18 protein-coding genes are annotated in these 23,721 nt (G+C 68.2%); 3 read left to right on the forward strand and 15 right to left on the reverse strand.

Features of this window, described 5'->3' with window-relative positions; genetic code table 11:
• Nucleotides 1-891 precede the first annotated feature (891 nt).
• Together ACIP1U_RS31000 and ACIP1U_RS31005 are read right to left on the reverse strand one after the other, a co-directional pair.
• Nucleotides 892-1,863 (reverse strand): Bug family tripartite tricarboxylate transporter substrate binding protein, encoded by a 972-nt coding sequence (locus ACIP1U_RS31000; RefSeq protein WP_400323256.1) that lies wholly within the window; start codon nucleotides 1,861-1,863, stop codon nucleotides 892-894.
• Nucleotides 1,864-1,968: 105 nt separating this feature from the next.
• A complete protein-coding gene (locus ACIP1U_RS31005) occupies nucleotides 1,969-3,489 on the reverse strand; it encodes a class I adenylate-forming enzyme family protein (protein ID WP_400323259.1) in 1,521 nt (506 codons plus the stop codon).
• Between the two features lie 426 nt (nucleotides 3,490-3,915).
• Between ACIP1U_RS31005 and ACIP1U_RS31010 the strand changes: the two genes are divergently transcribed.
• From ACIP1U_RS31010 to ACIP1U_RS31020, 3 genes are all read left to right on the forward strand, one after another.
• A complete protein-coding gene (locus tag ACIP1U_RS31010; protein WP_400323262.1) occupies nucleotides 3,916-5,109 on the forward strand; it encodes an acyl-CoA dehydrogenase family protein in 1,194 nt (397 codons plus the stop codon).
• Nucleotides 5,110-5,122: 13 nt separating this feature from the next.
• Nucleotides 5,123-6,247 carry an acyl-CoA dehydrogenase family protein gene (locus tag ACIP1U_RS31015; protein ID WP_400323264.1) on the forward strand — a complete coding sequence of 375 codons (1,125 nt, stop codon included), beginning with the start codon at nucleotides 5,123-5,125 and terminating at the stop codon, nucleotides 6,245-6,247.
• 415 nt (nucleotides 6,248-6,662) lie between these two features.
• On the forward strand, nucleotides 6,663-8,042 hold the full coding sequence (locus tag ACIP1U_RS31020; RefSeq protein ID WP_400323267.1) for a DUF1329 domain-containing protein: 1,380 nt from the start codon (nucleotides 6,663-6,665) through the stop codon (nucleotides 8,040-8,042).
• A gap of 436 nt (nucleotides 8,043-8,478) precedes the next feature.
• Here the strand turns inward: ACIP1U_RS31020 and ACIP1U_RS31025 are convergent, their stop codons facing one another.
• From ACIP1U_RS31025 to ACIP1U_RS31085, 13 genes are all read right to left on the reverse strand, one after another.
• Nucleotides 8,479-9,270, reverse strand: coding sequence for an SDR family oxidoreductase (locus ACIP1U_RS31025; protein ID WP_400323270.1), 792 nt, complete (start codon nucleotides 9,268-9,270; stop codon nucleotides 8,479-8,481).
• A gap of 2 nt (nucleotides 9,271-9,272) precedes the next feature.
• Nucleotides 9,273-10,358, reverse strand: a complete 1,086-nt coding sequence (locus ACIP1U_RS31030) for a Rieske 2Fe-2S domain-containing protein (protein ID WP_400323273.1) — start codon at nucleotides 10,356-10,358, stop codon at nucleotides 9,273-9,275.
• Between the two features lie 71 nt (nucleotides 10,359-10,429).
• The gene (locus tag ACIP1U_RS31035) at nucleotides 10,430-11,671 is read right to left on the reverse strand and encodes an NADH:flavin oxidoreductase (protein ID WP_400323276.1); all 1,242 of its coding nucleotides are present in this window, start codon (nucleotides 11,669-11,671) and stop codon (nucleotides 10,430-10,432) included.
• A 28-nt stretch (nucleotides 11,672-11,699) separates the two neighbouring features.
• Complete coding sequence (locus ACIP1U_RS31040; RefSeq protein WP_400323278.1) at nucleotides 11,700-14,132, reverse strand: RND family transporter; 2,433 nt, start codon at nucleotides 14,130-14,132, stop codon at nucleotides 11,700-11,702.
• A gap of 82 nt (nucleotides 14,133-14,214) precedes the next feature.
• Entirely contained in the window at nucleotides 14,215-15,177 is a 963-nt protein-coding gene (locus ACIP1U_RS31045) for a WD40/YVTN/BNR-like repeat-containing protein (RefSeq protein ID WP_400323280.1), read from the reverse strand.
• A 229-nt stretch (nucleotides 15,178-15,406) separates the two neighbouring features.
• On the reverse strand, nucleotides 15,407-16,609 hold the full coding sequence (locus ACIP1U_RS31050) for an acetyl-CoA C-acyltransferase (protein WP_400323283.1): 1,203 nt from the start codon (nucleotides 16,607-16,609) through the stop codon (nucleotides 15,407-15,409).
• A gap of 16 nt (nucleotides 16,610-16,625) precedes the next feature.
• Nucleotides 16,626-17,081 (reverse strand): MaoC family dehydratase, encoded by a 456-nt coding sequence (locus ACIP1U_RS31055; RefSeq protein ID WP_400323285.1) that lies wholly within the window; start codon nucleotides 17,079-17,081, stop codon nucleotides 16,626-16,628.
• 245 nt (nucleotides 17,082-17,326) lie between these two features.
• The gene (locus tag ACIP1U_RS31060; RefSeq protein ID WP_400323288.1) at nucleotides 17,327-18,157 is read right to left on the reverse strand and encodes an SDR family oxidoreductase; all 831 of its coding nucleotides are present in this window, start codon (nucleotides 18,155-18,157) and stop codon (nucleotides 17,327-17,329) included.
• On the reverse strand, nucleotides 18,154-19,365 hold the full coding sequence (locus tag ACIP1U_RS31065; RefSeq protein ID WP_400323290.1) for an acyl-CoA dehydrogenase family protein: 1,212 nt from the start codon (nucleotides 19,363-19,365) through the stop codon (nucleotides 18,154-18,156). Before ACIP1U_RS31065 ends, ACIP1U_RS31060 begins: the two co-directional genes overlap by 4 nt.
• Entirely contained in the window at nucleotides 19,362-20,531 is a 1,170-nt protein-coding gene (locus ACIP1U_RS31070; RefSeq protein WP_400323293.1) for an acyl-CoA dehydrogenase family protein, read from the reverse strand. The genes ACIP1U_RS31065 and ACIP1U_RS31070 overlap by 4 nt, the downstream gene beginning before the upstream one ends.
• An 11-nt stretch (nucleotides 20,532-20,542) precedes the next feature.
• Nucleotides 20,543-21,418 (reverse strand): SDR family oxidoreductase, encoded by an 876-nt coding sequence (locus ACIP1U_RS31075; protein ID WP_400323295.1) that lies wholly within the window; start codon nucleotides 21,416-21,418, stop codon nucleotides 20,543-20,545.
• Between the two features lie 10 nt (nucleotides 21,419-21,428).
• On the reverse strand, nucleotides 21,429-22,580 hold the full coding sequence (locus tag ACIP1U_RS31080) for an acetyl-CoA C-acetyltransferase (RefSeq protein ID WP_400323298.1): 1,152 nt from the start codon (nucleotides 22,578-22,580) through the stop codon (nucleotides 21,429-21,431).
• Nucleotides 22,581-22,609: 29 nt separating this feature from the next.
• On the reverse strand, nucleotides 22,610-23,710 hold the full coding sequence (locus tag ACIP1U_RS31085) for an acyl-CoA dehydrogenase family protein (RefSeq protein WP_400323300.1): 1,101 nt from the start codon (nucleotides 23,708-23,710) through the stop codon (nucleotides 22,610-22,612).
• Between the last annotated feature and the right edge of the window lie 11 nt (nucleotides 23,711-23,721).

Consider the following 23,721-nt stretch of genomic DNA (forward strand, 5'->3'; position numbering starts at 1 on the left):
CCAACCCCACGCCTTTCGTGTGGACGAAGTCCGCCGATGACATCCTCGCCAGCATCAGGCGATTTTGTCTGCGAATTTCTGACGCAGGACACTAGGTTGCCAGCCAGCCATGTGACCCAATAGGCGCCGTTTTTTGTAGGCAGTCTTGTAGACAGGTCCGGGTCCTACCCGGAAAACCGCGCCAGACAAGGCTTTGCAAGTTACCAAAAAACGCGTCGCCTGAGCGGCTGGCTGGGCCAATTTGGCGCTTCTGGTGATATGGGCGGCTTTGGTCTCAGTGAAGCGCAGTCGCGATTCCAACCTGCTACGCCAGGTGAGTGAGTGTGGGTGCCTGGCGAATACCCACTTTTGAACAATCCCCAGGACGGGTGTAGGCCGCCTGCTACCTGCGGCATCGCGTCATCGCCTACGACTGCGCTGCGCGCCGCTCAGTCTCGCCGGCGAGGTGCCCTGGCACGGACCCGCATCGCTTCGCTCGCTAGGCGGCGACAATGGCCGATCGATCGGCCGCTCTGCCACATTTGGGCCCGCGCGCAGCGCAGCCGAAGGCGTCCCACCGATATCCCGGGTAGCAGGCGGCCTACGCCCGGCATGGGGATCGTTCAATAGCCGGTTAACGCCAGGCACTGCCCCTGACTCACCGCGCGTTAGCAGGGTCGAACCACCAGCACATCGAACGGAAATCACCACCGCCCGACCCACCGACGCCGCCAAATTGATAGCCAGCCGCTCAGGCGACGCGTTTTTTGGTTACTTTTTGGCGCTCGGCCAAAAAGTGACCCGCCCAGGAGGGCGGAACCAGGCGGTTCAACGGCCGATAACATCAAATCAAAGGCGACATGCACAGGCACTGCGAAAGGACGCCAAGCCAACCGTAGCGCCCCCAACCCCTCAATCCGCCTGAATCCCCGCCTTCTTCACCACCCCGCCCCAAAGCGCCAACTCCCGCTGGATCCGATCCCCCAACTGCTTCGGCGTGCTGACATTGACGTCATACCCACCCGCCGCCATACGCTGCCGATAAGCCGGATCGTCGCCGATCGCCTTCTGCGCCTTGACCAGCTTGTCGACCACATCCGCCGGCAGCTTCTGCGGTCCGACCAGCGCATACCAGCCGGTCAGGTCATAGTCCTTCTGTCCGGACTCGATCATGGTCGGCACCGTGGGCAGCGCGGGATTGCGCGTCTTCGACGTGACCGCCAGCGCGCGCACCTTGCCGCCGTTGATATGGCCGATGGCGGTGCCGGTGATATCGAACATGAAGGTCACCTTGCCGCTCATCACATCCGCCATCGCCGGCGAATTGCCCTTGTACGGCACGTGCAGCATCTTCACGCCATTCATCTGCGCCAGCAGTTCCGCCGACAGGTGGTTCGAAGCGCCCACGCCAGCCGAGCCGAACGAGACGTCCTGGGGGTGCTTGCGTGCGTAGTCGACCAGTTCGCCGACGTTCTTGGCCGGGAAGTCCTTGTTCACCAGCAGCACGTTGGTGTAGTCGGTGATCAGGCCGATGTAGGTGAAGTCCTTGACCGGGTTGAAATTGACCGAACGCTGGATCAGCGGGGTCATGGTCATGGTCGGGCTGGCGACGAAGTAGATCGTGTAGCCGTCCGGCGTTGCCTTGGCGGTCATGTCGGCGGCAATGGCGCCGCTGGCGCCGGCGCGGTTGTCCACCACCACCGGCTGCTTGAGCACGCGGCCCAGTTGCTCGGCGTAGATGCGCGCGGCGGTGTCGACCGGGCCGCCCGGGGCATAGCCCACCAGCAGCTTGACCGGCCGCGAGGGGTAGGCGTCAGTCGCCCAGGCCGCGCCCTGCAGCAGCAGGGTCGTGGTCAGTGCCGCCAGTGTGGTCCAGGATTTCATTGTTGTCTCCTCCAGGTAAGGCTGAAATGCCCGGGCCGGCGTGTCACGCCAGCCCGCGGTTAAGGGATTCAGGGATTCGGGGATTCGGGCTCAGGGGATTCGGGCTCAGTCCAGCAGTGCGCGCAGCGGCTGCTTGAGCAGCTTGCCGCTCGCAGTCGTGGGAATGACGTCGACGGTGCGGATCTCGGCCGGGCGCTTGTACGGGGCCAGGCTTTCGCGCAGGTAGGCGTCGAGCGCCTTGGGATCGATGCTGGCGCCTTCCTGCGTCTCGATAAAGGCGACCACTTCCTCATTGCCGTCGCTGTCGGGACGCCCCACCACCGCCGACTGGCGTACACCGGGGAAGGCGTTGATCACCGACTCGACTTCGATCGGGTAGACGTTGAAGCCCGAGCGGATGATCAGGTCCTTGGAGCGGCCGGAGATAAACAGCGCCCCGTCGGCATCCAGGTAGCCAAGGTCGCCAGTGTTGAGCCAGCCGCCGGGCAATAGCGCCTCTGCCGTCTGCTCAGGGTTGAGGTAGTAGCCGAGCATCACGCCCGGGCCACGCACGCGAATCTGGCCGCGCTCGCCCGCGGGCAGTTGCGTCCCGGCATCGTCGGTGATCTCGATCTCGACGCCTTCGACGATATGCCCGGCCGAGCAGTCGGCGCGCGGCGCTTCCATGCGCGTGATGAACAGCGAGCCGGCATATTCGGTGATGCCATAGCCGTGGTGCAGCGGCTGGCCGAACAGCGTCTCGACGTCGCGCTTGAGCGTGGGATCGAGCGGCGCGCCGCCGGTGTAGAGGTAGCGCAGGCGCGGATACTTGCCGGGGCCGGCACCGTGCGCCGCGGCGACCGCCAGGACGCGCGTAAACATGGTCGGCACTCCCTGCAGGATGGTGACGCCGGGCGTCTGCAGCGCCTCGAATACATCGTTGCCATCGAAGCGCGGGCGCAGGACCAGGCCGGCACCCGCGTAGAGGGTAGCCATCAGCACGGTAGCGATGCCGAAGATATGCGACATCGGCAGTGCCCCGTAGGCCACGTCCGCCTGCCCCATGTCGCGCGAGGTGGCGGAGATGCGGGCAAAGTGCGTCAGGCCGGCGTGCGGCACCATCACGCCCTTGGGTGCGCCGGTGGTGCCGGAGGTATAGATCAGCGTAGCAACCTGGCGCGCCTGTTCGCCGGCCACGCGTTCCGGCGCACCGGCAGCGCGCAGTGCGAACATGCCGTCGGCAAAGACGGGGCATCCGCTGGCTTGCGCGCCGAGCCGCGCACCGTGCGCGGCGGCCACGTCGGACACATGGCCCGTGAACAGCACCAGCGCCGGTCGGGCGTGGTCGCGGATATTGTCGATCTCGCGCGCGGACAGGCGCGCGTTGACCTGGATCGGCCAGGCATGCAGCAGGCTGCTGGCAAACAGCGTCACCACCATCTCATTGCAGTTCTCGCCGATCACCATGACCCGGTCGCCCTCGCCCACGCCCTGCCCCGCCAGCCAGTCGCGCGCCGCTTCGATGCGCTGCCACAGTTCGCCATAGGTAATCACGGCGCCGCTCTCGTACAGGCAAGGCGCGCCGGGCGTCTGCGCGGCCCAGTGGCGGGGGATATCGTGGATGTATTCGGGGCGGAAAGAAGACATGCGGCTGGCTCGTTCGGGATGCGGCTGGAATACGGCTGGAATACGGCTGAGATACGGCTGAGGTACCGCTGAAATACGGCCGAAATACGCGGCTGGATCAGCAATGCTTGCCGGCGGCAAATGCGCCGGAATGCACCCCGACGCACCTGAGCAGGCCGCGCCAGTTTGCGCCAAGGCTGGCCCCCGCGGTATTTGGAATTGGCTAAGGCCGTGTTCGTCCGCACCACCACCACCACCACCACCACCACCACCACCACCACAACCACCACCACCACCCGGCTCAGGTGGTTCCGCCGGCACGAAGGGCGGCTTTATGATTGATAAAGCAACGGACAGCGCCCGCGCCCTACAATCGGCCGGCACACCTAGGGCCGCAACCGGTTGCTTGCCGGCAACGGGCCGCCCGCGTAACAAGGGGACATTCAGATGGATTTGCGTTTCACCGCCGAGGAACAGGCCTTCCGCGAGGAAGTCCGCGCTTTCGTGCAGGCCAACCTGCCGGAAGACATCCGCAACAAGGTGCTCAACCACCAGCGCGTCGAGAAGGACGACTACGTCCGCTGGCACCGCATCCTGCAGGCACACGGCTGGGGCGCCCCCACCTGGCCCACGCAATGGGGCGGCACCGGCTGGACCGCGCTGCAGCGCCTGATCTTTGAAATCGAGACCTTCCGCGCCGGCGCGCCGCGCATGCTGCCGTTCGGCCTGACCATGATCGGCCCGGTGCTGATGAAATACGCCAGCCCCGAGATGCAGCAGCGCTTCCTGCCGCGCATCCCGGGCGTGGAAGACTTCTGGTGCCAGGGCTACTCCGAGCCGGGCTCCGGCTCCGACCTGGCCTCGCTGAAGACCCGCGCCGTGCGCCGCGGCGACAAGTACATCGTCAACGGCCAGAAGACCTGGACCACGATGGCCCACTTCGCTGACTGGATCTTCTGCCTGGTGCGCACCGATCCCGATGCCAAGGCGCAGGAAGGCATCTCCATGCTGCTGATCGACATGAAGTCGCCCGGCGTGACGGTGCGCCCGATCAAGACGCTCGACGGCGGCCACGACGTCAATGAGACCTGGTTTGAAGACGTGGAAGTACCGGTCGAGAACCTGGTCGGCGAAGAGAACCGCGCCTGGACCTACGCCAAATACCTGCTCGGCCACGAGCGCACCGGCATTGCCGGCATCGGCCACTGCCACCGCGAGCTGCGCCAGCTCAAGCACTACGCCAGCCAGGCCACCGACGGCGCCGGCCGCCCGCTGATCGAAGACGTGCGCATGCGCGACAAGATCGCCCGTATCGAGATGGACATCATGGCGCTGGAAATGCTGCTGCTGCGCGTCGCCACGCAGGCCGCCGGCACGCCCGGACCGGAAGCGTCGATCGTGAAGATCCGCGGCTCGGAGGTGCAGCAGGACCTGGGCATGCTGATGATGGAAGTGGCCGGCCCCAACGCCTGGCCGTATTCGCCGGACTGGCTCGAGCCGGGCGCGACGCAGCCGGTGTCCGGCCCCGAGTGGGCCGCCCCCGCCGCCTCTACGTACTACGACATGCGCAAGACCTCGATCTACGGCGGCGCGACCGAAGTGCAGAAGAACATCATCTCCAAGATGATCCTGGGCTTCTGAAGGGATAGCTGACATGGACTTCACCTACAGCGAAGAGCAACAGATGCTGGCGGACAGCCTGCGTCGCTTCATCGATACCGAATACACCTTCGAGGCCCGCCGCAAAAGCGCGCGCCAGGGCGAAAGCCTGGATCGCGGCGTGTGGAACAAGCTGGCCGAAATGGGCCTGCTGGGCCTGACCGTGCCGGCGGATTTCGGCGGCTTCGGCGAAGGCCCCGCCAGCCAGCTGGTGGTGCAGCGCGAGCTGGGCCGCGGCCTGGTGCTGGAGCCGGTCACGCCCAGCTTGATGGCCGCCGCCATCCTCAACGCCAGCGGCAGCGCCGCGCAGAAGCAGGAATGGCTGCCCGCGATCGCCTCGGGCGAACGCATCGTCACGCTGGCCTACCTGGAGCCGACCACGCGCTACCGCCCGGAATCGGCCCGCGCCAGCGCCGAGCGCAGCGGCGACGGCTACCTGATCAGCGGCACCAAGAGCGTGGTCTGGCACGGCGCCGCCGCCGACGCCTACCTGCTGACCGCGCGTGTATCCGGCAGCAACGAGATCGCACTGTTCCTGGTGCCGCGCGACAGCCAGGGCCTGGGCGTGACCGCCTATCCCACCATCGACGGCCTGCGCGCCGCCGACCTCACGCTGCAGAATGTCACCGTGCCGGCCAGCGCACTGGTGGGCCAGGCCGCCGACGGCCTGGCGGCGCTGGGCGTCGGCCTGGAGCACGGCATCGCCGCGCTGTGCGCCGAGGGTGCGGGCGCCATGGAAAAGCTGATCCAGATCACCGGCGAATACCTGGGCACGCGCCAGCAGTTCGGCAAGCCGCTGGCCAGCTTCCAGGCACTGCAGCACCGCATGGCCGACATGCTGGTGCAGAAGGAACTGGCGCTGTCGATGGCCTACGTGGCGGCGCAGGCGCTGGACGAAACCGATCCTGCCGCGCGCCGCCGCATGCTGTCGGCCGCCAAGGTAACGGTTGCGCGCGCCGGTCGCTTTGTCGGCCAGCAGGCGGTGCAGCTGCACGGCGGCATGGGCATGACCGACGAGCTGTCCGTGGGCGATTACTTCAAGCGCCTGACCATGCTGGACCAGTTGCTGGGCGACAGCGACTACCATCTGCAGCGCTTCGGCGAAGTGATGGAAGCCTGATCCCCGTCAGCGGCCGCTTCCAAAGCCAAAGCTGCGATTGTTGTCTCCCCTCTCCCATTTATGGGAGAGGGGCGGGGGAGAGGGCAGGAGTCTCCACGAAGCGAGGCGCTGCGATGCTTGCCAGGCGCCGGCCCTCTCCCCCGGCCCCTCTCCCGCATGCGGGAGAGGGGGCAAACCGGCAACGACATGGATAATCTGTCAGAAGGCTGAAGGCCGGGCACTTGCCCGGCCGTTTTTCTTTTTTCCGCCCAGCTTTCTCCATCTCCCTCGTTGCTTGCCGGCACTGCACTCACCCCTCGCTCCAGGCTAGGGAAATCCACTAGTCCGTTCCAACGATTCCCGGCCGCGGCGCCATCACTACCCTGTGACCACAGGCACGGGCGTCGCCGGCCATTCCCCTAGGAGCGAGACTGCAATGACATCCACTACACATCGACTGCTGCGCGGCAGCCTGCTGGTGACCAGCATGGCACTGGCCGCGGCATCGTGGGCGAAGGTCACCCCGGAAGACCTCAAGCAGCTTGACGGCAACCTGACGCCGATGGGCGCGGAGCGGGCCGCCAGCAAGGACGGCGATGTCCCTGCGTGGGCCGGCAAATGGCTGGGCACCCCGCCAAACGTCAAATACCAGCGCGGCGAACGCTATCCGGACCCGTACGCCGACGAGAAGCCGCTGTTCGTCATCACCGCGCAGAACATGGCGCAGTATGCCGAACGCCTGACCGACGGCCAGAAGGCGCTGTTCAAGAAGTACCCCGACACTTTCAAGATGCCGGTGTACCCGAGCCATCGCGACTTCCGCTACGAGGACGCCGTCTACAAGGACGTCCGCACCTACGCCACCACCGTCAAGATGACGAGCGATGCCAACGGACTTAAGGACGCGGGCCCGCAAGTGCCCTACCCGATCCCGAAGACGGCAATGGAGCTGCTGTGGAACCAGCGCTTCTCGTCGGCCGTCGGCACCGAGAAGGCGCAGTACGACCAGGCCGTGGTCTACCCGAATGGCTCGATCGCGTGGGGACGGGTCTCGTATAGCATCCTCTCGCCGCGCAACAACGGCAAGTTCGACCCGCACAACGCACTGAACGAGCGCTCCTTCTTCCGCACCGCGACCGACCTGCCGCTGCGTGACCGTGGCCAGGTGATCGTGGGTTATGCCGTGTGGGACCAGGAAGGCTCGGACACCAACCGCACCTGGATCTACAATCCGGGCACGCGGCGCGTGCGCCAGGCGCCGGAATTCGGGTTCGACCAGCCGCAGGGCCCCGGCGGCTTCCGCACCGTGGATGACGATCGCCTCTTCAACGGCTCCGGCGAACGCTACAACTGGAAGATCGTCGGCAAGAAGGAGATCTATGTCCCGTACCACAACTACAAGCTGCTGAGCACGTCGATCAAGTACAAGGACCTGCTGACCAACGGCCACGCCAGCCCTGACGTCATGCGCTACGAGCTGCATCGCGTATGGATCCTGGAAGCAACCCTCAAGTCCGGCTTCCGTCACCAGTATGCGAAGCGCGTGCTGCATCTCGACGAAGACACCTGGCAAGCCCTCGCCGCAGACAACTACGACGGCCGCGGCCAACTGTGGCGCACCAACCTCCAGGCCTCGGTCTACGCCTACGATGCGCGCCGCTATCATCCGACCGCGGTCTTCTACCATGACCTGATTTCCGGCGCTTACTTTGCGGACCGCCTGACCAACGAAGGTCCGATGTTCCAGCTGAACAACAGCCCCGAGTTCAGCGAAGCGTTCTTCTCCCCGGACGCCGCGCGCGGATCGGGTACCTGACCATATCGTACGATCCGGCCGGGCGAGACTTCGCCCGGCCGTGCCGCATCCCCCTTTCTCCCTTTCTCCCTTTCTCCCTTTCTCCCTTTCTCCCTTTCTCCCTTTCCCCCTTTCCCCCCTTCCCCCCTTCCCTCGCCACCGCACGCGCGCCTTACCGTGACGGCGCGCGCCGGCGTCTCCATGCGCCATGAACACCCCCCTCACTCGCAACACCGCAGATCAGCGAACCGTTCGATGCAGGCAAGGACAGCCCATCGCCTGTGGGCGAATTCCGCGAGGCTATGGCGCTACTGGCGAGATCGAGAATATGGCGATGGATGTGCGGTAAGGCGAGGGGCTTGAGCGCGTATGCGGTAACCGAGACTTCCGCATACGCTTTGCTCTCCCGCTAGCGGGAGAGCAAAGCAAACCGGCGATATCGATACACGCCGCCGCTTCAGAAGGTCAGCGGACGCTGCACGGCATCAAGGCCGCCATCAATGAACACAACATTGCCGTGCATATAGGCCGTCTGCGGCCCGCACAGGAAGGCAATCACCCCCGCCACCTCCTCCGGCTGCGCGCGGCGGCCCAGCGGCGGCAGGAAGTCGCGGATGGCATCGCCGTAGCGCGGATCCTTCAACCCGGCCTGCAGCAGCGGTGTTTCCACCGCCCCCGGCGCCACCACGTTGAGCCGCACACCGGCCTGCCCCCAGGCCCCGGCACGTTGCCGCGCGGCCGCCGTCACCGCATGCTTGGAACTGGCATAGGCGATATAGCCAGCCTGGTCCCGCGTCGCTTCCGCCGCGGCAGCAGCTGCCAGCATGGCGCGCACGCCGGCCTCATCACCGGCGAGGTAGGCATCGCGCAATGGGCTGCCCTCCCACGACTGAAGCGTGGCCGAACTGGAAGACACCACCACGGCGCACGGGTCCTCGCCGTGGCGCAGCGCGTCGAACAAGCCATCCAGCAGTGCCACTACGCCAAAGTAGTTGACCGACGCCACCAGCGTCGCCGGATCGACATGCGGGCCCAGGCCGGCGCAGCAGATCAACTGGTCGATGCGGCCGCCCGAATGCGACAGCACAGCATCGATCGCGGCAGCGCGCCCTTGCGCGGTGGAAAGGTCGGCAAGAATGTCCGCGTCGCGCAGGTCGACGCCGATGACCCGGCAACCGTCGGCCAGCATGCGCTGGCGCACGGCCGCGCCCATGCCGGACGCGGCGCCGGTAATGACCGCGGTCTTCATGGTCAGCCCTCGAACACGTGCCGCAGCACCGGCGGCTGGATATTGCCCGGGTTCAGTTCGATCACGCGCCGCGCCACGCTGGTCGGTCGCACCTGCTCAGCGTCGGTGTAGAACTGCTGATACCAGTCGCGCATCTGGTAGATCGGGCCGTCGCCCTCGCACAGCAGCGGGTTGTCGATGCGGATCTTGCTGTCCCAGATCGCCACGTCCTCATAGAAGGCGCCGCGGGCCTGGTCCACATAGGCTTGCGCCATGGCGCGGTTCTGCTCGTCGCTCAGTCCCGGGATCTTCTTCACCAGCACGCCGTAGCGGAGCACGAAGCTGTTCAGGTCGATCGGCACATGGCAGTTGAGCAGGATGGAATTGATTTCCTGGTCGCCCATGCGGCCGCTCATATCGGTGATGTGGTAGGCCGGACCGAAATACGTGGACAACGCCGTCAGCTGCGCATCGCCCGACAGCCTGGCGCTGCGCCCGATCATCAGTTGCGTGGCCTTGTGATCCTCGAACAGGTTGGCAAAGTAGTCGACCGGCGCGCCGTGGACGGTGCCGAAATGCGCCATGTCGGAGATGTTGTCGACCAGTTCCCGGCAGTTGGTGCGGATCACCATTTCGTCCATGGCCCATTCCGACCACTCCGGCGAGAAGCATGCGTCGATGCGCGGAATCGCCACCTCCGGCGGGGCCGCGCGGCCCTCGGGGTCGTGCCAGATAAACAGCAGCCGGTTCTGCTCGCAGGTCTGCCATGCGCCGACACGCGCCTTGGGCGGCACGCGCTTGCAGTAGGGGATCGACTTGCAGCCGCCGTCGCCGCCCCACTGCCAGCCGTGGAACGGGCACACCAGGTTGTCGCCCTGCACGGTGCCGGTGCTGAGGTCGGCGCCCATGTGCGGGCAGTGGCCGTCGATCACCCGGATGGCGCCGGTCGAATCGGCGAACGCCGCCAGGCGCCGGCCGAAGATATCCAGTGTGTGCGGCTTGCCGTCGCGGTAGGCGTCGGCCAGGCCGAGGCAATGCCAGCCGCGCGCGTAGCGGGCCTCGGGCGGGCGTGATTCGATCTTGTAGCCGCTGATGCCGGTTTGGCTCATGGTGTCTCCTTGAAATCCCGTGGGAACTTCAAGATAAGAGCCTCCGGCCAGTGCCTCATCGTCCCATCGGACTACTGCAGTGCGACAAGGCGCGTCAGCGCCGGATCGTTGCCCGGGCCATGCACGCAGCTGACGCCGGCGGGATCGTAGATCCTGGCCACGCAGCCATTGCAGTTGTCGCAGGCCGAGCGCCGCACCGCGCCGCCGCGCCAGTTGGCGATCAGCGCGGGATCGTGGATCAGCGCTCGTGCCAGCGCGATGGCGTCGAACCCTTCCGCCATCAGCTGCGCGACGTTGTCGAGCGACTTGACGCCGCCGACGTAAGCCAGCGGCATGCGCACTGCCTGCCGCACCACGCGCGACGCCTCGAGGAAATACAGCTCGCGGAAGGCCAGGTCGCGCGGCGTGCTTCGCTCCAGCATGGTGATGCCGAAGCGCGCCAGCGCGGTCGGGGCGGCGGCCTTCATCTGCGCCGTGGGCATCGGGCTGCCGAACAGCACCCACGGGCTTTCCACATTGCGGCCGCCGCTGAGCGTCAGCAGGTCAGCCCCTTCCGCCTCCAGCATGCGCGCGGTCACGGCGGAATCCGCGGGCTGGTTGCCGCCCGGCACGCCGTCGCTGACGCTGAGCTTGCAGCAGACGGCCAGTCCGTCGCCAACGGCATCCTTGACCTGCCGCAGCACCGCGGCCGGGAAGCGGGTGCGGTTCTCCACGCTGCCGCCAAACGCGTCGCGCCGCCGGTTGCTCAGCGGCGACAGGAACTGGTTGAGCAGGTAGCCGTGCCCCATGTGTATCTCGACCGCGTCGAAGCCGGCTTCGCGCGCCAGCCTCGCCGCCGCGGCAAACTGGCCGGCCACGCGCACCATGTCCGCCTCGCGCATGGCGCGCTGGAAATACACGCCGTGCATCATGCCAAACGCATTCACGCCGGAAGACGCACTGCCCGGCGCGCGGCTGCCGCCGTGGCGCATGGTCGTAAACGAACCCGCATGCGTGATCTGCAGGCAGGCCGCCGCGCCTTCGCGATGCACGGCGTCGGTCAGCACGCGCAGGTGCGGCACCTGCTCAGGCCGCATGCTGAGCTGGTGCGCGAAGGTCAGCCCGTCGTCGGCCACGGCGGCGTAGGCCACCGTGGTCATGCCCACGCCGCCGGCGGCGAGATCGCGATGGTGCCTGACCAGCGCCTGCGTCGGCAGGCCGTGCGGCGTCATGCCTTCATTGGCGCCCGCCTTGATGAAGCGGTTGCGCAGCGTGAGCGGCCCGAGGCGCAGCGGCGTGAATGCCGACGCTGCGGATGCCTGGCTATCGTGCATGCTGTCTCTCCGGTTTCATCCGTGGCGTTCAGGCCGCATCGGATTTGAGGGCATGTGCCGGCGGCGTCGTGTCGCCGCCTGCTGCAACACCTGCCGCCACGCGGGCGCGTTCCTCCTCCTCGACACCCAGCCATGCGGCCAGCGCCGGCAGCAGCGACACCGCGCCGAACAGGTTCACCAGGAACATGAAGGCCAGCAGGATCCCCATGTCGGCCTGGAACTTGAGCGCGGCAAATGCCCAGGTACCGACCCCGATGCACATCGTCAGCGCCGTGAACAGCGCTGCCGATCCGCGCTGGCGCATCGCCTCGGCGAAGGCCTGCGGCAACGCCTGCCCCTCCTCGCGGATCTGGTGCTGGATGCGCTCGTACAGGTAGATGCCATAGTCCACGCCAACGCCGACGCCCAGCGTGATGACCGGCAGCGTCGACACCTTCAAGCCGATGCCGAGGCGCGCCATCAGCGCATTGCACAGCACCGACACCAGCGTCAGCGGCACGATGATGCACAGCACCGCGCGCCACGAGCGGAACGTCAGCAGGCACAGCAGCGTGATCGCGCCGAAGATCGCCAGCAGCATCGCCACCTCGGCTTCTTCCACGGCCTCGTTGGTGGCGGCCATCACGCCGATATTTCCGCCCGCCAGCCGGAACGCGACATTGGGAGTCTTGTCGGCGGCGGTAAAGCTGCGGATTTCACGGATTATGTGGGCGATGGTCGCGCCCTCATGGTTGGCGGTGTAGATCAGGACCTGGATCGCCTGGCAGTTGGACGTGTTCATGCCGTTGTCCGGGTCGTAGGCCTTGGCGCCCTGGCCCAGGCCTTCGCTGCTGCGCGGCAGTGCCTCCCAGCGCGGGTTGCCCTCGTTGTAGGCGCCGATCACCACCTTGGCCAGCGACGACACGCTCACCACCGACTGCACGCCCGACACGCCGCGCATATGCATCTCGAAGCGCTCCACCGCGCTCATCACCGGGTAGTGCAGGCAGCCGTCGTCGAAGCCGGTAGGCTCCACCACCACGGTCAGCGCATCCGAGCCGATGTTGTACTGGCTCACGATGCTGGCGCTGTCGCGGTTGTAGCGCGAATCCGCGCGCAGCTCCGGCGCGCCGCTGCCGACATCGCCGATCTTCAGGCCGCGCGACTCGATCGCGCCTGCCGCCAGCAGCGCCAGCGCGGCGACGAAAACGCCGAGTGCGGGCGCCGGACGCGCCAATGCGCCGAATTTCTGCCACAGCCCCCCGCCACCCTGCGCGCGCCGCGCCTGCGACCGTGCCAGCGCCGATGGCTCCAGCCGCGTGTACGACAGCAGGATCGGCAGGAACACCTTGTTGGTCACGATCATCAGCAGCACGCCCAGGCAGGCGGTGATGCCAAGCTCGCGCACGATATCGATCTCAATGCGCATGATGACCATGAAGCCCAGCGCATTGGTCAGCAGCGCCACCGTGCCGGGGATGAACAACTTGCGAAAGGCCGCGCTGGCGCTGTCGAGCGGGCTGTGCCCCTGCACCACCTCCTGCTTCCAGGCATTGGTCATCTGCACCGCGTGCGAGACCCCGATCGAGAAAATCAGGAACGGCACCAGGATCGACATCGGGTCGATGCCATAGCCCAGCAGCGGCAGCAGGCCCAGCAGCCAGCCCACCGGCAGCAGCGCCACCACCAGCGCCAGCACGGTAGTGCGCAGCGAGCGCGTGTACAGCCACAGCAGCAGCGCCGTGACGGCAAAGGCCAGCGCGAAGAAGCCCATCACGCCGGCGATGCCCTCCTCGACATCGCCCACCAGCTTGGCGAAGCCGACGATACTGACTTCGACGTCCTGGCCGCTGAATTGCGCGCGGATCTTCTCCAGCTGGCGCGCGACGGAGCCGTAGTCGATGGTCTTGCCGGTGGCGGGATCGGTCTCGCGCAGCTCCGCGCGGATCAGCGCGGACTTGAGGTCATTGCTGACCAGCCGCCCGATCTGCCCGGAGCGCGCCACGTTGCGCCGCACCTTGTCGAGCTCGGCCGGCGTGCCGGAGAAGCGCCCCGGCACGACCACGTCGCCGCGGAAGCCTGCCTCGGTCACCTCGGTGTAGCGCACGTTGGGCGTAAACAGCGAGAACACGCGCGAGCGGTCCACGCCGGGGATGAAGAACACTTCATCGGTGGCGTGGCGCAGCTTGTCCATGAAGGCGGCGTTGTAGATGTCGCCATCGCCCTTCCAGCGCAGGCTCACCAGCACCGTATTGGCACCGGAGAAGGTGCTCGCGTACTTGGTGAACACCTGCATGTAAGGGTGCTGCAGCGGGATCATCTTGTTGAAGCCGGGATCGAGCCGCAGGCGCGTGGCCGAGAAGCCCAGCGCCACGGTCACGGCCAGACACAGCAACAGCAGCAGGCGGCGCCGGTGCATCAGCACGCCGGCGCAGGCATCGACGAAGCGGCCCAGGCGGCCGGAAGATTGGGGGCGGGTCATGATCGTTCTCGCGTTCGGTCAGGCGGGGTCAGCCAGGTTCAGCCAGGTTCAGCCGGATTCAGCCGGATTGTTCAGCCGGGGTTCAGCGATTTGCGGCGAGGGTCGCGCCGGCAAGACCGCTGCTGCCGCCCAGCGCCAGCGTGTCCTTGCCGGCAGGCACCAGCGCGGCCAGCGTCTGCGGGCCGCCGGCGGGCAATGACGCGAAGTGGCGTCCGCCATCCGCGGACATCACCAGGGTCCCGCCCTGCCCGGCCAGCACGATGCGGCCATCGGGCAACTCGGCGCCGCCGAAGAACGAGGTCCGCAAGCCGGTCTCCGCAGCCTGCCAGGTGGTGCCGAAGTCGTCGCTGCGCAGCGCATTGCCGCGCATGCCGAAGGCCAGCCAGGCGCCGTCGCGCAGCGGCAGCACGCCGTACAGCGAGCCTTCGTACGGGGTCTTGACCGCCTCCCAGCGGGTGCCGCCGTCGGCCGAGCGCAGCACCAGCCCCGCTTCGCCCACCAGCATCAGGCGCCCCTGCCCGTCGCCGGCGATGGCATTGAGGTGGCGGTCCTGCATGGATTTGTCAGCCGCCTCTTCCCAATGCCTGCCCTGGTCGCGCGAGACCAGGAAACGGCCGAAGCTGCCCACGGCGAACCACGGCCCGTTGCGCTGCGCCAGGGCACCCAGCAAGGGATCGGACGATTGCGCGTCGAAGGCGACCTGCTGCCAGTGCGTGCCGCCGTCCTCCGTGCGCAGGATCAGGCCGCTGTGGCCCACCGCGATGCCATGGCGGCTGTCGGCGAAGGCCACCTGCGTCAGCGTGGCGCCTTGAGGCTTGTCCACGGCGGCCACGCGCCAGTCGCGGCCCTGGTCATCGCTGAACAGGATCTTGCCGCGCTCGCCCACGGCCACCAGGCGTTCGCCGGCACGGGCGATGCCGTTGATTTGCAGGCCGTCCGGGCGCAGTGCGGTGACAGGGAACGGCGGCAGCGGGCGCGGTGCAAAGGCCCAGACCGCGGTGGCCAGCACGGCCAGCGACATGGCGAGGCCGATCAGTCGTTTCATGATGTCTCCTCCGTGTGGAGTGGTGGCAGGCGGCCTCGTGGCGTGCCGTACTTGCCGGGGCTGCTTTCCGCAGCGAAGGGTTTTTTCCCCTCTCCCATTTATGGGAGAGGGGCGGGGGAGAGGGCAGGAGCCTCCACGAAGTGATGCGTCGCGATGCTTGCCAGGCGCCTGCCCTCTCCCCAGGCCCCTCTCCCGCATGCGGGAGAGGGGAGCAAACCAGCGGTTCTTGTTACAGGACGTCGAACAGCGCCGCCGCCCCCATGCCGCCACCAATGCACATCGTCACCACTGCCTGCTGCACGCCACGGCGGCGGCCTTCGATCAACGCGTGCGCAGTCATGCGCGCGCCCGACATGCCGAACGGATGCCCGACCGAGATCGCGCCACCATTCACGTTCAGCCGTGCATCGGGGATACCCAGCTTCTGCTGGCAGTACAGCACCTGCGAGGCGAACGCCTCGTTCAGCTCCCACAGGCCAACGTCCGCCACCGTCATGCCGTAGCGCGCCAGCAGCTTCGGCACCGCGAACACGGGACCGATTCCCATCTCGTTCGGCGCACAGCCGGCGACCGCCATGCCGCGATAGCGCCCCAGCGGGCGCAAGCCACGGCGGCGCGCCTCGTCCGCGCTCATCAGTAGCACCGCGGCGGCGCCGTCCGACAGTTGCGAGGCATTGCCGGCAGTGATGTGCTCGCCCTCGGCCACCGCCTGCCCGCCGCTCCAGACGGGCTTGAGCGCCGCCAGGCTTGCGGCCGTGGTATCCGGCCGGTTGCACTCGTCCTGTGCCAGCGTCACGGTCTCGTGCCCGGTCAGTGCGCCGGCCTTGTCGAACAGCGCGCGGCGCGTTTCCAGCGGCACAATCTCGTCGTCGAAGGCGCCGCGCCGCTGCGCCTCGGCGGTGCGCTGCTGGCTGCGCCAGGCATAGGCGTCCTGCTCGGCGCGGCTGATGCCGTAGCGGCGCGCCACCACCTCGGCGGTCTCGATCATCGCCATGTAGGCGGCCGGCTGCCGCGCCAGCACCGCCTCGGACTGGGCGCGGTAGCCGTTCTTGTACTTGTTTTGCGTGAGCGAGATCGACTCCGCGCCGCCGGCGACGATGACGTCGGCCTCGCCGCACTGGATCGCGCGGGCGCCCGCGGCGATCGTCATCAGGCCCGAGCCGCACATGCGGTCCATGGTCATGCCGGGCACGCTGTCCGGCAGGCCGGCCGCCACCGCGCACAGGCGGCCAAGGTTGTAGCCCTGGGTGCCCTGCTGCGCGGCCGCGCCGATCAGCACGTCGTCCACCTCGGCCGGGTCCACGCCGGCGCGCTCTACCACCGCGCGCACCACATGGCCGCCCAGCACCGGGGCTTCGGTATCGTTGAAGGCGCCGCGGAAGGCCTTGCCGATGGGGGTGCGCGCGACGGCGACAATGACTGCTTCATTCATGCTCGGTTCCCTGTTTTCAGAAGTAGTAGCGGCTGATCGTCTCGGCCACGCAGGCGGGCTTGGCCTCGCCTTCGATCTCCACCGTCATGCGCACCACCGACTGCACGCCGCCTGGCAGCGTTTCGGTCCGCACCAGTTCACCCACGCCGCGCACGCGCGCACCGACGCGCACCGGCGCGGGAAAGCGGACCTTGTCGCAGCCGTAGTTGACGCCCCACTTCATGCCTTCGACGGTGACCAGTTCGGGCAAGAACTGGTTGACCAGCGCGAGGGTCAGGTAGCCGTGGGCGATGCAGGCGCCGTAGGGGCCCTGGGCGGCGCGTTCGGGGTCGACGTGCAGCCACTGGTGGTCGCCGGTGGCATTGGCGAACTGGTTGACCTGGTCCTGGGTGATGCGGGTCCAGGGGCTGGCGCCGAGGGGTTGGCCAACTGCGGCGTGGATGTCTTCGGCGGAGCGAAAGATTCTTGGCATTGCTGTTCCCTGTGTTTCCTCACCCTGTCGGTTCCGACTTGCCGACAAGTCGCCCGTCCCGCTTGTTTGCTCCCCTCTCCCGCTTGCGGGAGAGGGGCCGGGGGAGAGGGCAGGCGCCGGCATACCGACGCGCTTTACTTCGTGGAGACTCCGGCCCTCTCCCCCACCCCTCTCCCACTTCGCGGGAGAGGGGAGCCCTTGCGAAGGGCGGTGGCAAGCGCCAGCGTTTTCACATACCGCCGGCTTCAAGCCCGCTGGCTGCTAACCGGCAACACCTCCCCTGTCATATACGACGCATAGTCGCTGGCCAAAAACACCATCACATTGGCCACCTCCCACACCTCCGCCGCACGCCCGAACGCCTCGCGCTCGCTGAGCTGCCGCAGCAAATCCGCCGGCGCCGACTTCTTCAGGAAGTCATGCAGCGCAATGCTCGGCGCCACCGCATTGATGCGCACGCCAAATTCCGCGGCCTCCATCGCGCTGCAGCGCGTCAGCGCCATCACCCCGGCCTTGGCCGCGGCGTAGTGCGACTGCTCCTTCTGCGCCCGCCAGCCGAGCACCGACGCGTTGTTGACGATGGCGCCGCGCCGGCGCGCCTGCATGTGCGGCAACATCGCACGTGTCATGCGGAAGGTGCCGGTGAGGGAAATATCGATCACGCGCGACCACTCGGCATCGTCCATATCAACTAGGCGGCGCGAGCCGCCCAGGCCGGCGTTGTTGATCAGCACGTCGGTACCGCCGAGTGCCTCTTCGGCGGCGGCCACGAGCGCGCGTACCTGCGCTTCGTCGGACACATCGCACAGCTGGCCGTGGATGGCCTGCAGGCCGGTTTCCGCGCGCAGGCGCTCGACTGCGTCTTCCAGGCGCTTCGGATGGATGTCGGAAATCATCAGCGCGCGGCAGCCCTCCTCCGCGCAGCGGCGCGCGGCGGCAAAGCCGATGCCGGCGCCCGCCGCGGCGGTGATCAGGACGCTCTTGCCCGCGAGCAGCTGGTGGCCGGGCACATAGGCCGGGGCCGCGGGAAATTCGGGAATTTCGGGAATTTCGGGAATTTCGGTATTCAGGGTCATGACTGTCCTCGGGCTTCGCGCGGCATGCCCAGTCCGCGTTCGGCGATGATGTTGAGCTGGATTTCGTTGGTGCCGGCGTAGATGGTGTCGGCGCGCGAGAACAGCGCCATCTGCTGCAGCCGCGTGCGGCGCACGTCGCCCCCCGCGCCGGCATCGAGCACATTGGCCAGCGGGCCCAGCACGTCCAGCGCAAGCTGGCCCAGGTCGCGGTGCCAGTTGGACCAGTAGTACTTGTAGATCAGCGCCTCGCGCTGCAGCGCAGTGCCGCCATCCTGTCCCGCCTGCGCGGCACCGGCCAGCATGCGCAGCGCATTGGCGCGCATCACGCGCAGCCCGGCCCAGGCGCGCGCGATGCGCTGGCGCACCAGCGCGTCGCGGCTGCTGCCGTTATCGCGCGCGGCCTGCGCCACCCATTCCAGCTCATGCGTGAACTGCATCTGCTGGCCGAGCGTGGAGATGCCGCGCTCAAACCCGAGCAGCGCCATGGCGATGCGCCAGCCGTCGCCGGGCTCGCCCAGCACGTCGGCGGCGGCGGCGCGCGCGCCGTCGAAAAAGACCTCGTTGAACTCCGCGCCGCCGCCCATCTGGCGGATCGGGCGGATCTCGATGCCGGGCTGGTCCAGCGGCAGCATCAGAAAGACCAGGCCCTTGCTGCCGCGCGAGCCGGGCTCGCTGCGCGCCAGCACGAAGATCCAGTCCGATTCGTGCGCGAGCGAGGTCCATACCTTCTGGCCGCTGACCAGCCAGTCGCCGCTGGCGGCATCACGCACCGCGCGCGTGCGCACGTTGGCCAGGTCCGAACCCGCGCCTGGCTCCGAATAGCCCTGGCACCAGAACGTGGTGCCGTTGCGGATGCCGGGCAGCAGGCGCGCCTTCTGGTCGCCGGTGCCAAAGGCGATCAGGGTCGGGCCGATCAGCCCTTCGCCGATATGGCCCATGCGGCCGGGGCCGCCGGCGCGCGCGTATTCCTCATGGAAGATCACCTGCTGCATCACCGGCAGCTCGCGCCCGCCATGCGCGCGCGGCCAGCCCAGGCCGGTCCAGCCGCCCTCGGCGAGGCGCCGCTCCCATGCCTTGCGCAGTTCCGGAAATGCCTCTTCGTCGCCAGGGCCGCCACGGTGCTTCAGGCAGGCGAACTCGCCGGCCAGGTTGGCGGCCATCCACTGCGCCACCTCGGCGCGGAATGCCGACTCTTCATGCGCGGTCATGCTGTCCTCCAGGCTTGCGGGCCATGGTCCGCGAGGTATGCGAGCACGGCGCCGGCACCGCCCAGCCAGTGGCCGGCGGCCTGCGCGCGCTTGAAATAGAGCTGCGGGTCGTATTCCCAGGTGAAACCGACCCCGCCATGCAACTGGATCGCTTCCTGCGCGCAGAAGCGCAGTGCATCGTCGGCCGCCACGCTGGCGGCGGCGATATCGAGCCGGGCACCGGCCATGTCGCCGCCCTCCCACGCATGCGCCGCGCCATACACTGCCGAGCGCGCGGCCTCGACCAGCACCATCATCTGCGCGCAGCGGTGCTTGACTGCCTGGAACGAAGCGATGGCGCGGCCGAACTGGATGCGTTCCGATGCATAGGCAACGGTCAGGTCCAGGCATTGCTGGGCCGCACCGAGCTGCTCCGCCGCCAGCATCAGCTTGCCGTGCCACCAGGCCTGGGCCATGCCGTGCGCCGCGTCGTCTCCACGCGCCAGGCAGGCACTTGCCGGAACGGCCAGACCATCCAGGCGCAGCGACGCCAGCGGCCGGGTGCGGTCGAGCGTGTCCAGCGGCGCCAGCACGAAGCGCGCATCCTGCGCCAGCGCAGCGGGCTCCAGCAGGAACAGCGCGGGCGAGCCGCTCACATCACCCGCGAGCCGTGCCGGCACCAGCAGCCAGTCGGCGCCAGCGGCATCCGCCACCTGGGCCGCGCTGCCGCGCAGCACGAAGCCGTCCGCGCTTGCCTGCGCGGTGATCTGGACACCGTCGTAGTGCCAGCCGCCATCGTCCGGGAGCACCACCGCGGCGCGGCACTCGCCCCCGGCCAGTCGCTCCAGCCACTGCGCGCCGTGGCCGACGCTGGCCTGCAGCCACGGCGCCGCCACGCAGGCCGTCGACCAGAACGGCACGCAGGCCAGGCGCTGGCCCAGTTGTTCCTGCAGCAGCACCAGCCCGGGCGCGCCCAGGCCGGCGCCGCCCGCGGCTTCGGGCAGCGCGATGCCGCACCAGCCAAGCTCGCCCGAGATCGCGCGCCACAGCGCGTCATCGTGCGCCGGACCCGCTTCGGTCACGCGCCGCACCGCCGCCGAATCGCTGTGCGTGGCGAGGTAGTCGCGCGCGCTGTCGCGGATCATCCGGTGTTCGACGCCGAATTCGACGGAATGGGAGAAATCCATGGCCGTCGTGCTCAGGTGCCGTAGACCGCCTGGGGCGGCTGGGCCTGCGCCAGCAGCCCGGCAACCGCCGCGCCCACTTCCGCCGGCTGCCAGCGCCCGCCCTTATCGGCTTTCGGCCCGGTGCGCCAGCCATCGGCCAGGGACACCATGCCGCCCGCCGCCTCGAACATGCGCCCGTTGACCTGCGCGGAATCCGCGCTGCCGAGCCACACCACCAGCGGCGCGACGTTGGCCGGGTCGTAGTAGTCGAAACCGCCTTCCGGCGCTTTCATCATGTCCGCGAACACCTGCTCGGTCATGCCGGTGCGTGCGGCCGGCGCCAGCGCGTTGGCGGTGATGCCGTAGCGGCCCAGCTCGGCGGCCTGCACCAGCGTCAGTGCGGCAATGCCGGCCTTGGCGGCAGCGTAGTTGGACTGCCCGACCGAGCCCTGCAGGCCCGCGCCGGAGCTGGTGTTGATGATGCGCGCGTCAACGGCGCGTCCGGCCTTGGCGGCGTCGCGCCACCGTTTGGCCAGCAGGTTGGCCAGGCAGAAGTGGCCGCGCAGGTGCACGCGCATGACGTCGTCCCAGTCCGCCTCGGTCAGGCTGACGAACATGCGGTCGCGGCAGATGCCGGCGTTGTTGACCAGCACGTGCACCTCGCCAAAGGCCTCGACCGCGGCATCGACGATGCGCTGCGCGGTGGCCAGCTGCGTGATCTCGTCATCGCTGGCCAGCGCGCTGCCATCAGCGGCGCGGATCTCCGCACAGACCGCCTCGGCCGCCTCGCGCCGGATGTCGTTGACGACCACGTTGGCGCCCTCGGCGCCGAAGGCCAGCGCATAGGCGCGGCCCAGCCCGCCGCCGGCGCCGGTGATGATGACGGTGCGTCCGTCGCAAATGCCCATGATGGCCTCCTTACAGCCGTTCGATGATGGTGACGTTGGCCAGCCCGCCGCCTTCGCACATGGTCTGCAGGCCGTAGCGGCCGCCGGTGCGTTCCAGGTCATGCAGCAGCGTGGTCATCAGGCGCGCGCCGGTGGCGCCGAGCGGGTGGCCCAGCGCGATGGCGCCGCCGTTGGGGTTGGTGCGCTCGGGCGCGTAGCCGGTCTCGGCCAGCCATGCCATCGCCACCGAGGCGAAGGCTTCGTTGATCTCGACCACGTCGATATCGGCCAGGCGCAGGCCGCTGCGCTCCAGTGCGCGTTTGGTGGCCGGAATCGGCGCCGTCAGCATCCACAGCGGGTCATCGCCCATCACGCTCATATGCGCAATGCGCGCACGCGGCTTGAGCTGGTAGCGCTTGAGCGCATCCTCGGAAACGATCAGCAGCGCGGCGGCGGCATCGGCGGTCTGGCTGGACACCGCCGCGGTCAGCGAACTGCCCGGCATCAGCGGCTCCAGCGCGGCCATCTTTGCCAGCGTGGTGTCGGGGCGCGGCGTCTCGTCCTGCTGCACGCCTTCGCACGGCACGATCTCGCGGGCAAAGCGGCCACCCTCGATCGCCGCCGCGGCACGCTGGTGGCTTTGCAGTGCATAGGCTTCCATGGCCTCACGCGACAGCTTCCAGTGCTCGGCAATGCGCTGCGCGGCGTGGAACTGCGATACCGGCGCATCGCCGAAACGCGCCTGCCAGCCCTTGCTGCCCGAGAACGGATCGGCAAAGCCCAGCGCCTGCCCGGCCAGCATGGCCGACGAGATCGGGATCTGCGTCATGGTCTGCACGCCGCCGGCAATCACCACGTCCTGCGTGCCGCTCATCACTGCCTGCGCGGCAAAGTGGACCGCCTGCTGCGACGAGCCGCACTGGCGGTCCACGGTCACGCCCGGCACCGTCAGCGGCAGGCCGGCGGCCAGCCACGCGCTGCGGGCGATATTGCCGGCCAGCGGGCCGATGGTGTCGACGCAGCCGAACACCACGTCGTCATAGTCTTCCGCGGGAATGCCGTTGCGGCGCACCAGCTCGGCCAGGACGAAGCCGCCCAGGTCGGCGCCGTGCATGTGCGACAGTCCACCCTTGCGGCGCCCGGTGGGCGTGCGCAGGGCATCAACGATATAGGCGTCTTTCATGGTTTCTGATCTCCTTGGGATCGGGCAACTCAGGCAAACGTGGCACCGGCGCCGAGGTCGTGCTCGCCGTCCAGGATGTGCGCGCCCAGGCGGGCTTTGTGGAAAGCCCGGTCGCCCCAGCTTCCCGCCAGGGCCCAGGCACGCTTGGTGAAGATCTGCAGGTCCAGTTCCCAGGTGTAGCCCATCGCGCCATGCACCTGGATCGCCTGGCGTGCGGCGGTCCAGGCGCAGCGCGCGGCCGCAACGCGGGCGTGCGAGACGTGCAGGCCGGCCTGCAGGTTCCGGTCATGCCGGCCATGGCGACCATGTGCCAGCGCGGCGGCGGCGCGCAGCAGTACCGGCTTGGCGAACTCCAGCTGGATCGCTACGTCGGCCAGCAGGTGCTTGACTGCCTGGTAGGCGCCGATGGCCTTGCCGAACTGCTTGCGCTGCGCGCTGTAGTCGATCGCCAGGTCCAGCATGCGTTGCGTCAGGCCCAGTTGCTGCGCGGCCACGCCGAGCGCGCCCCGGTTCAGCGCCATGTCCCACAGGCCGGTGCCGGCGGGGATCAATTCGGTTCCCGGAGCCGGCGTCCACGCCAGCTCGAACAGCCGGCGCGAAGGATCGACGCCGGTGCGCGCCGTCAGCGTGGCCTGGTCCCGGCGCAGCAGGTGGACGGCGCCTGCGTGCGCGCACAGGATGGCGTCGGCGACATGCGCGTCGGCAACCAGCCGCTCCTGCGGATGCGCCACCGCCACGCGGGCATCGCCGGCGGCGATGCGCTCCAGCAGCGTGGCGCAGCGCTCGCGCGCCGATGCATGCGGCGCCGTGTCCGGTCCAAGCGCCAGCGCATCGCGCAGCAGTCCGGTTGCCACCAGCGCAGTGTCGAGCAGCGGCTCCGGCAGTGCGAAATAGCCGCACGCCTGCGCCAGCGGCGCCCATTCCACCTCGCCCAGCCCCAACCCGCCCTGCTCCTGCGGCACCATCAGCGCCGTCAGCCCCTGGTCGGCAAGCTGGCGCCACAGCGCGTCGGAGCGGCCGGTCTCGGTGCTCCACAGCTCGCGCGTCAGCTCCGGCGTCATCTCGGTCATCAGGAAGCGCCGGATCGCCTCGGCAAACTGTTCCTGCTCTTCGGTCAATGCGAAATCCATCGTGTTTCCCC

Source organism: Cupriavidus sp. NPDC089707 (genome assembly GCF_044748965.1).
In the GTDB taxonomy this organism is placed as follows: Bacteria; Pseudomonadota; Gammaproteobacteria; order Burkholderiales; family Burkholderiaceae; genus Cupriavidus.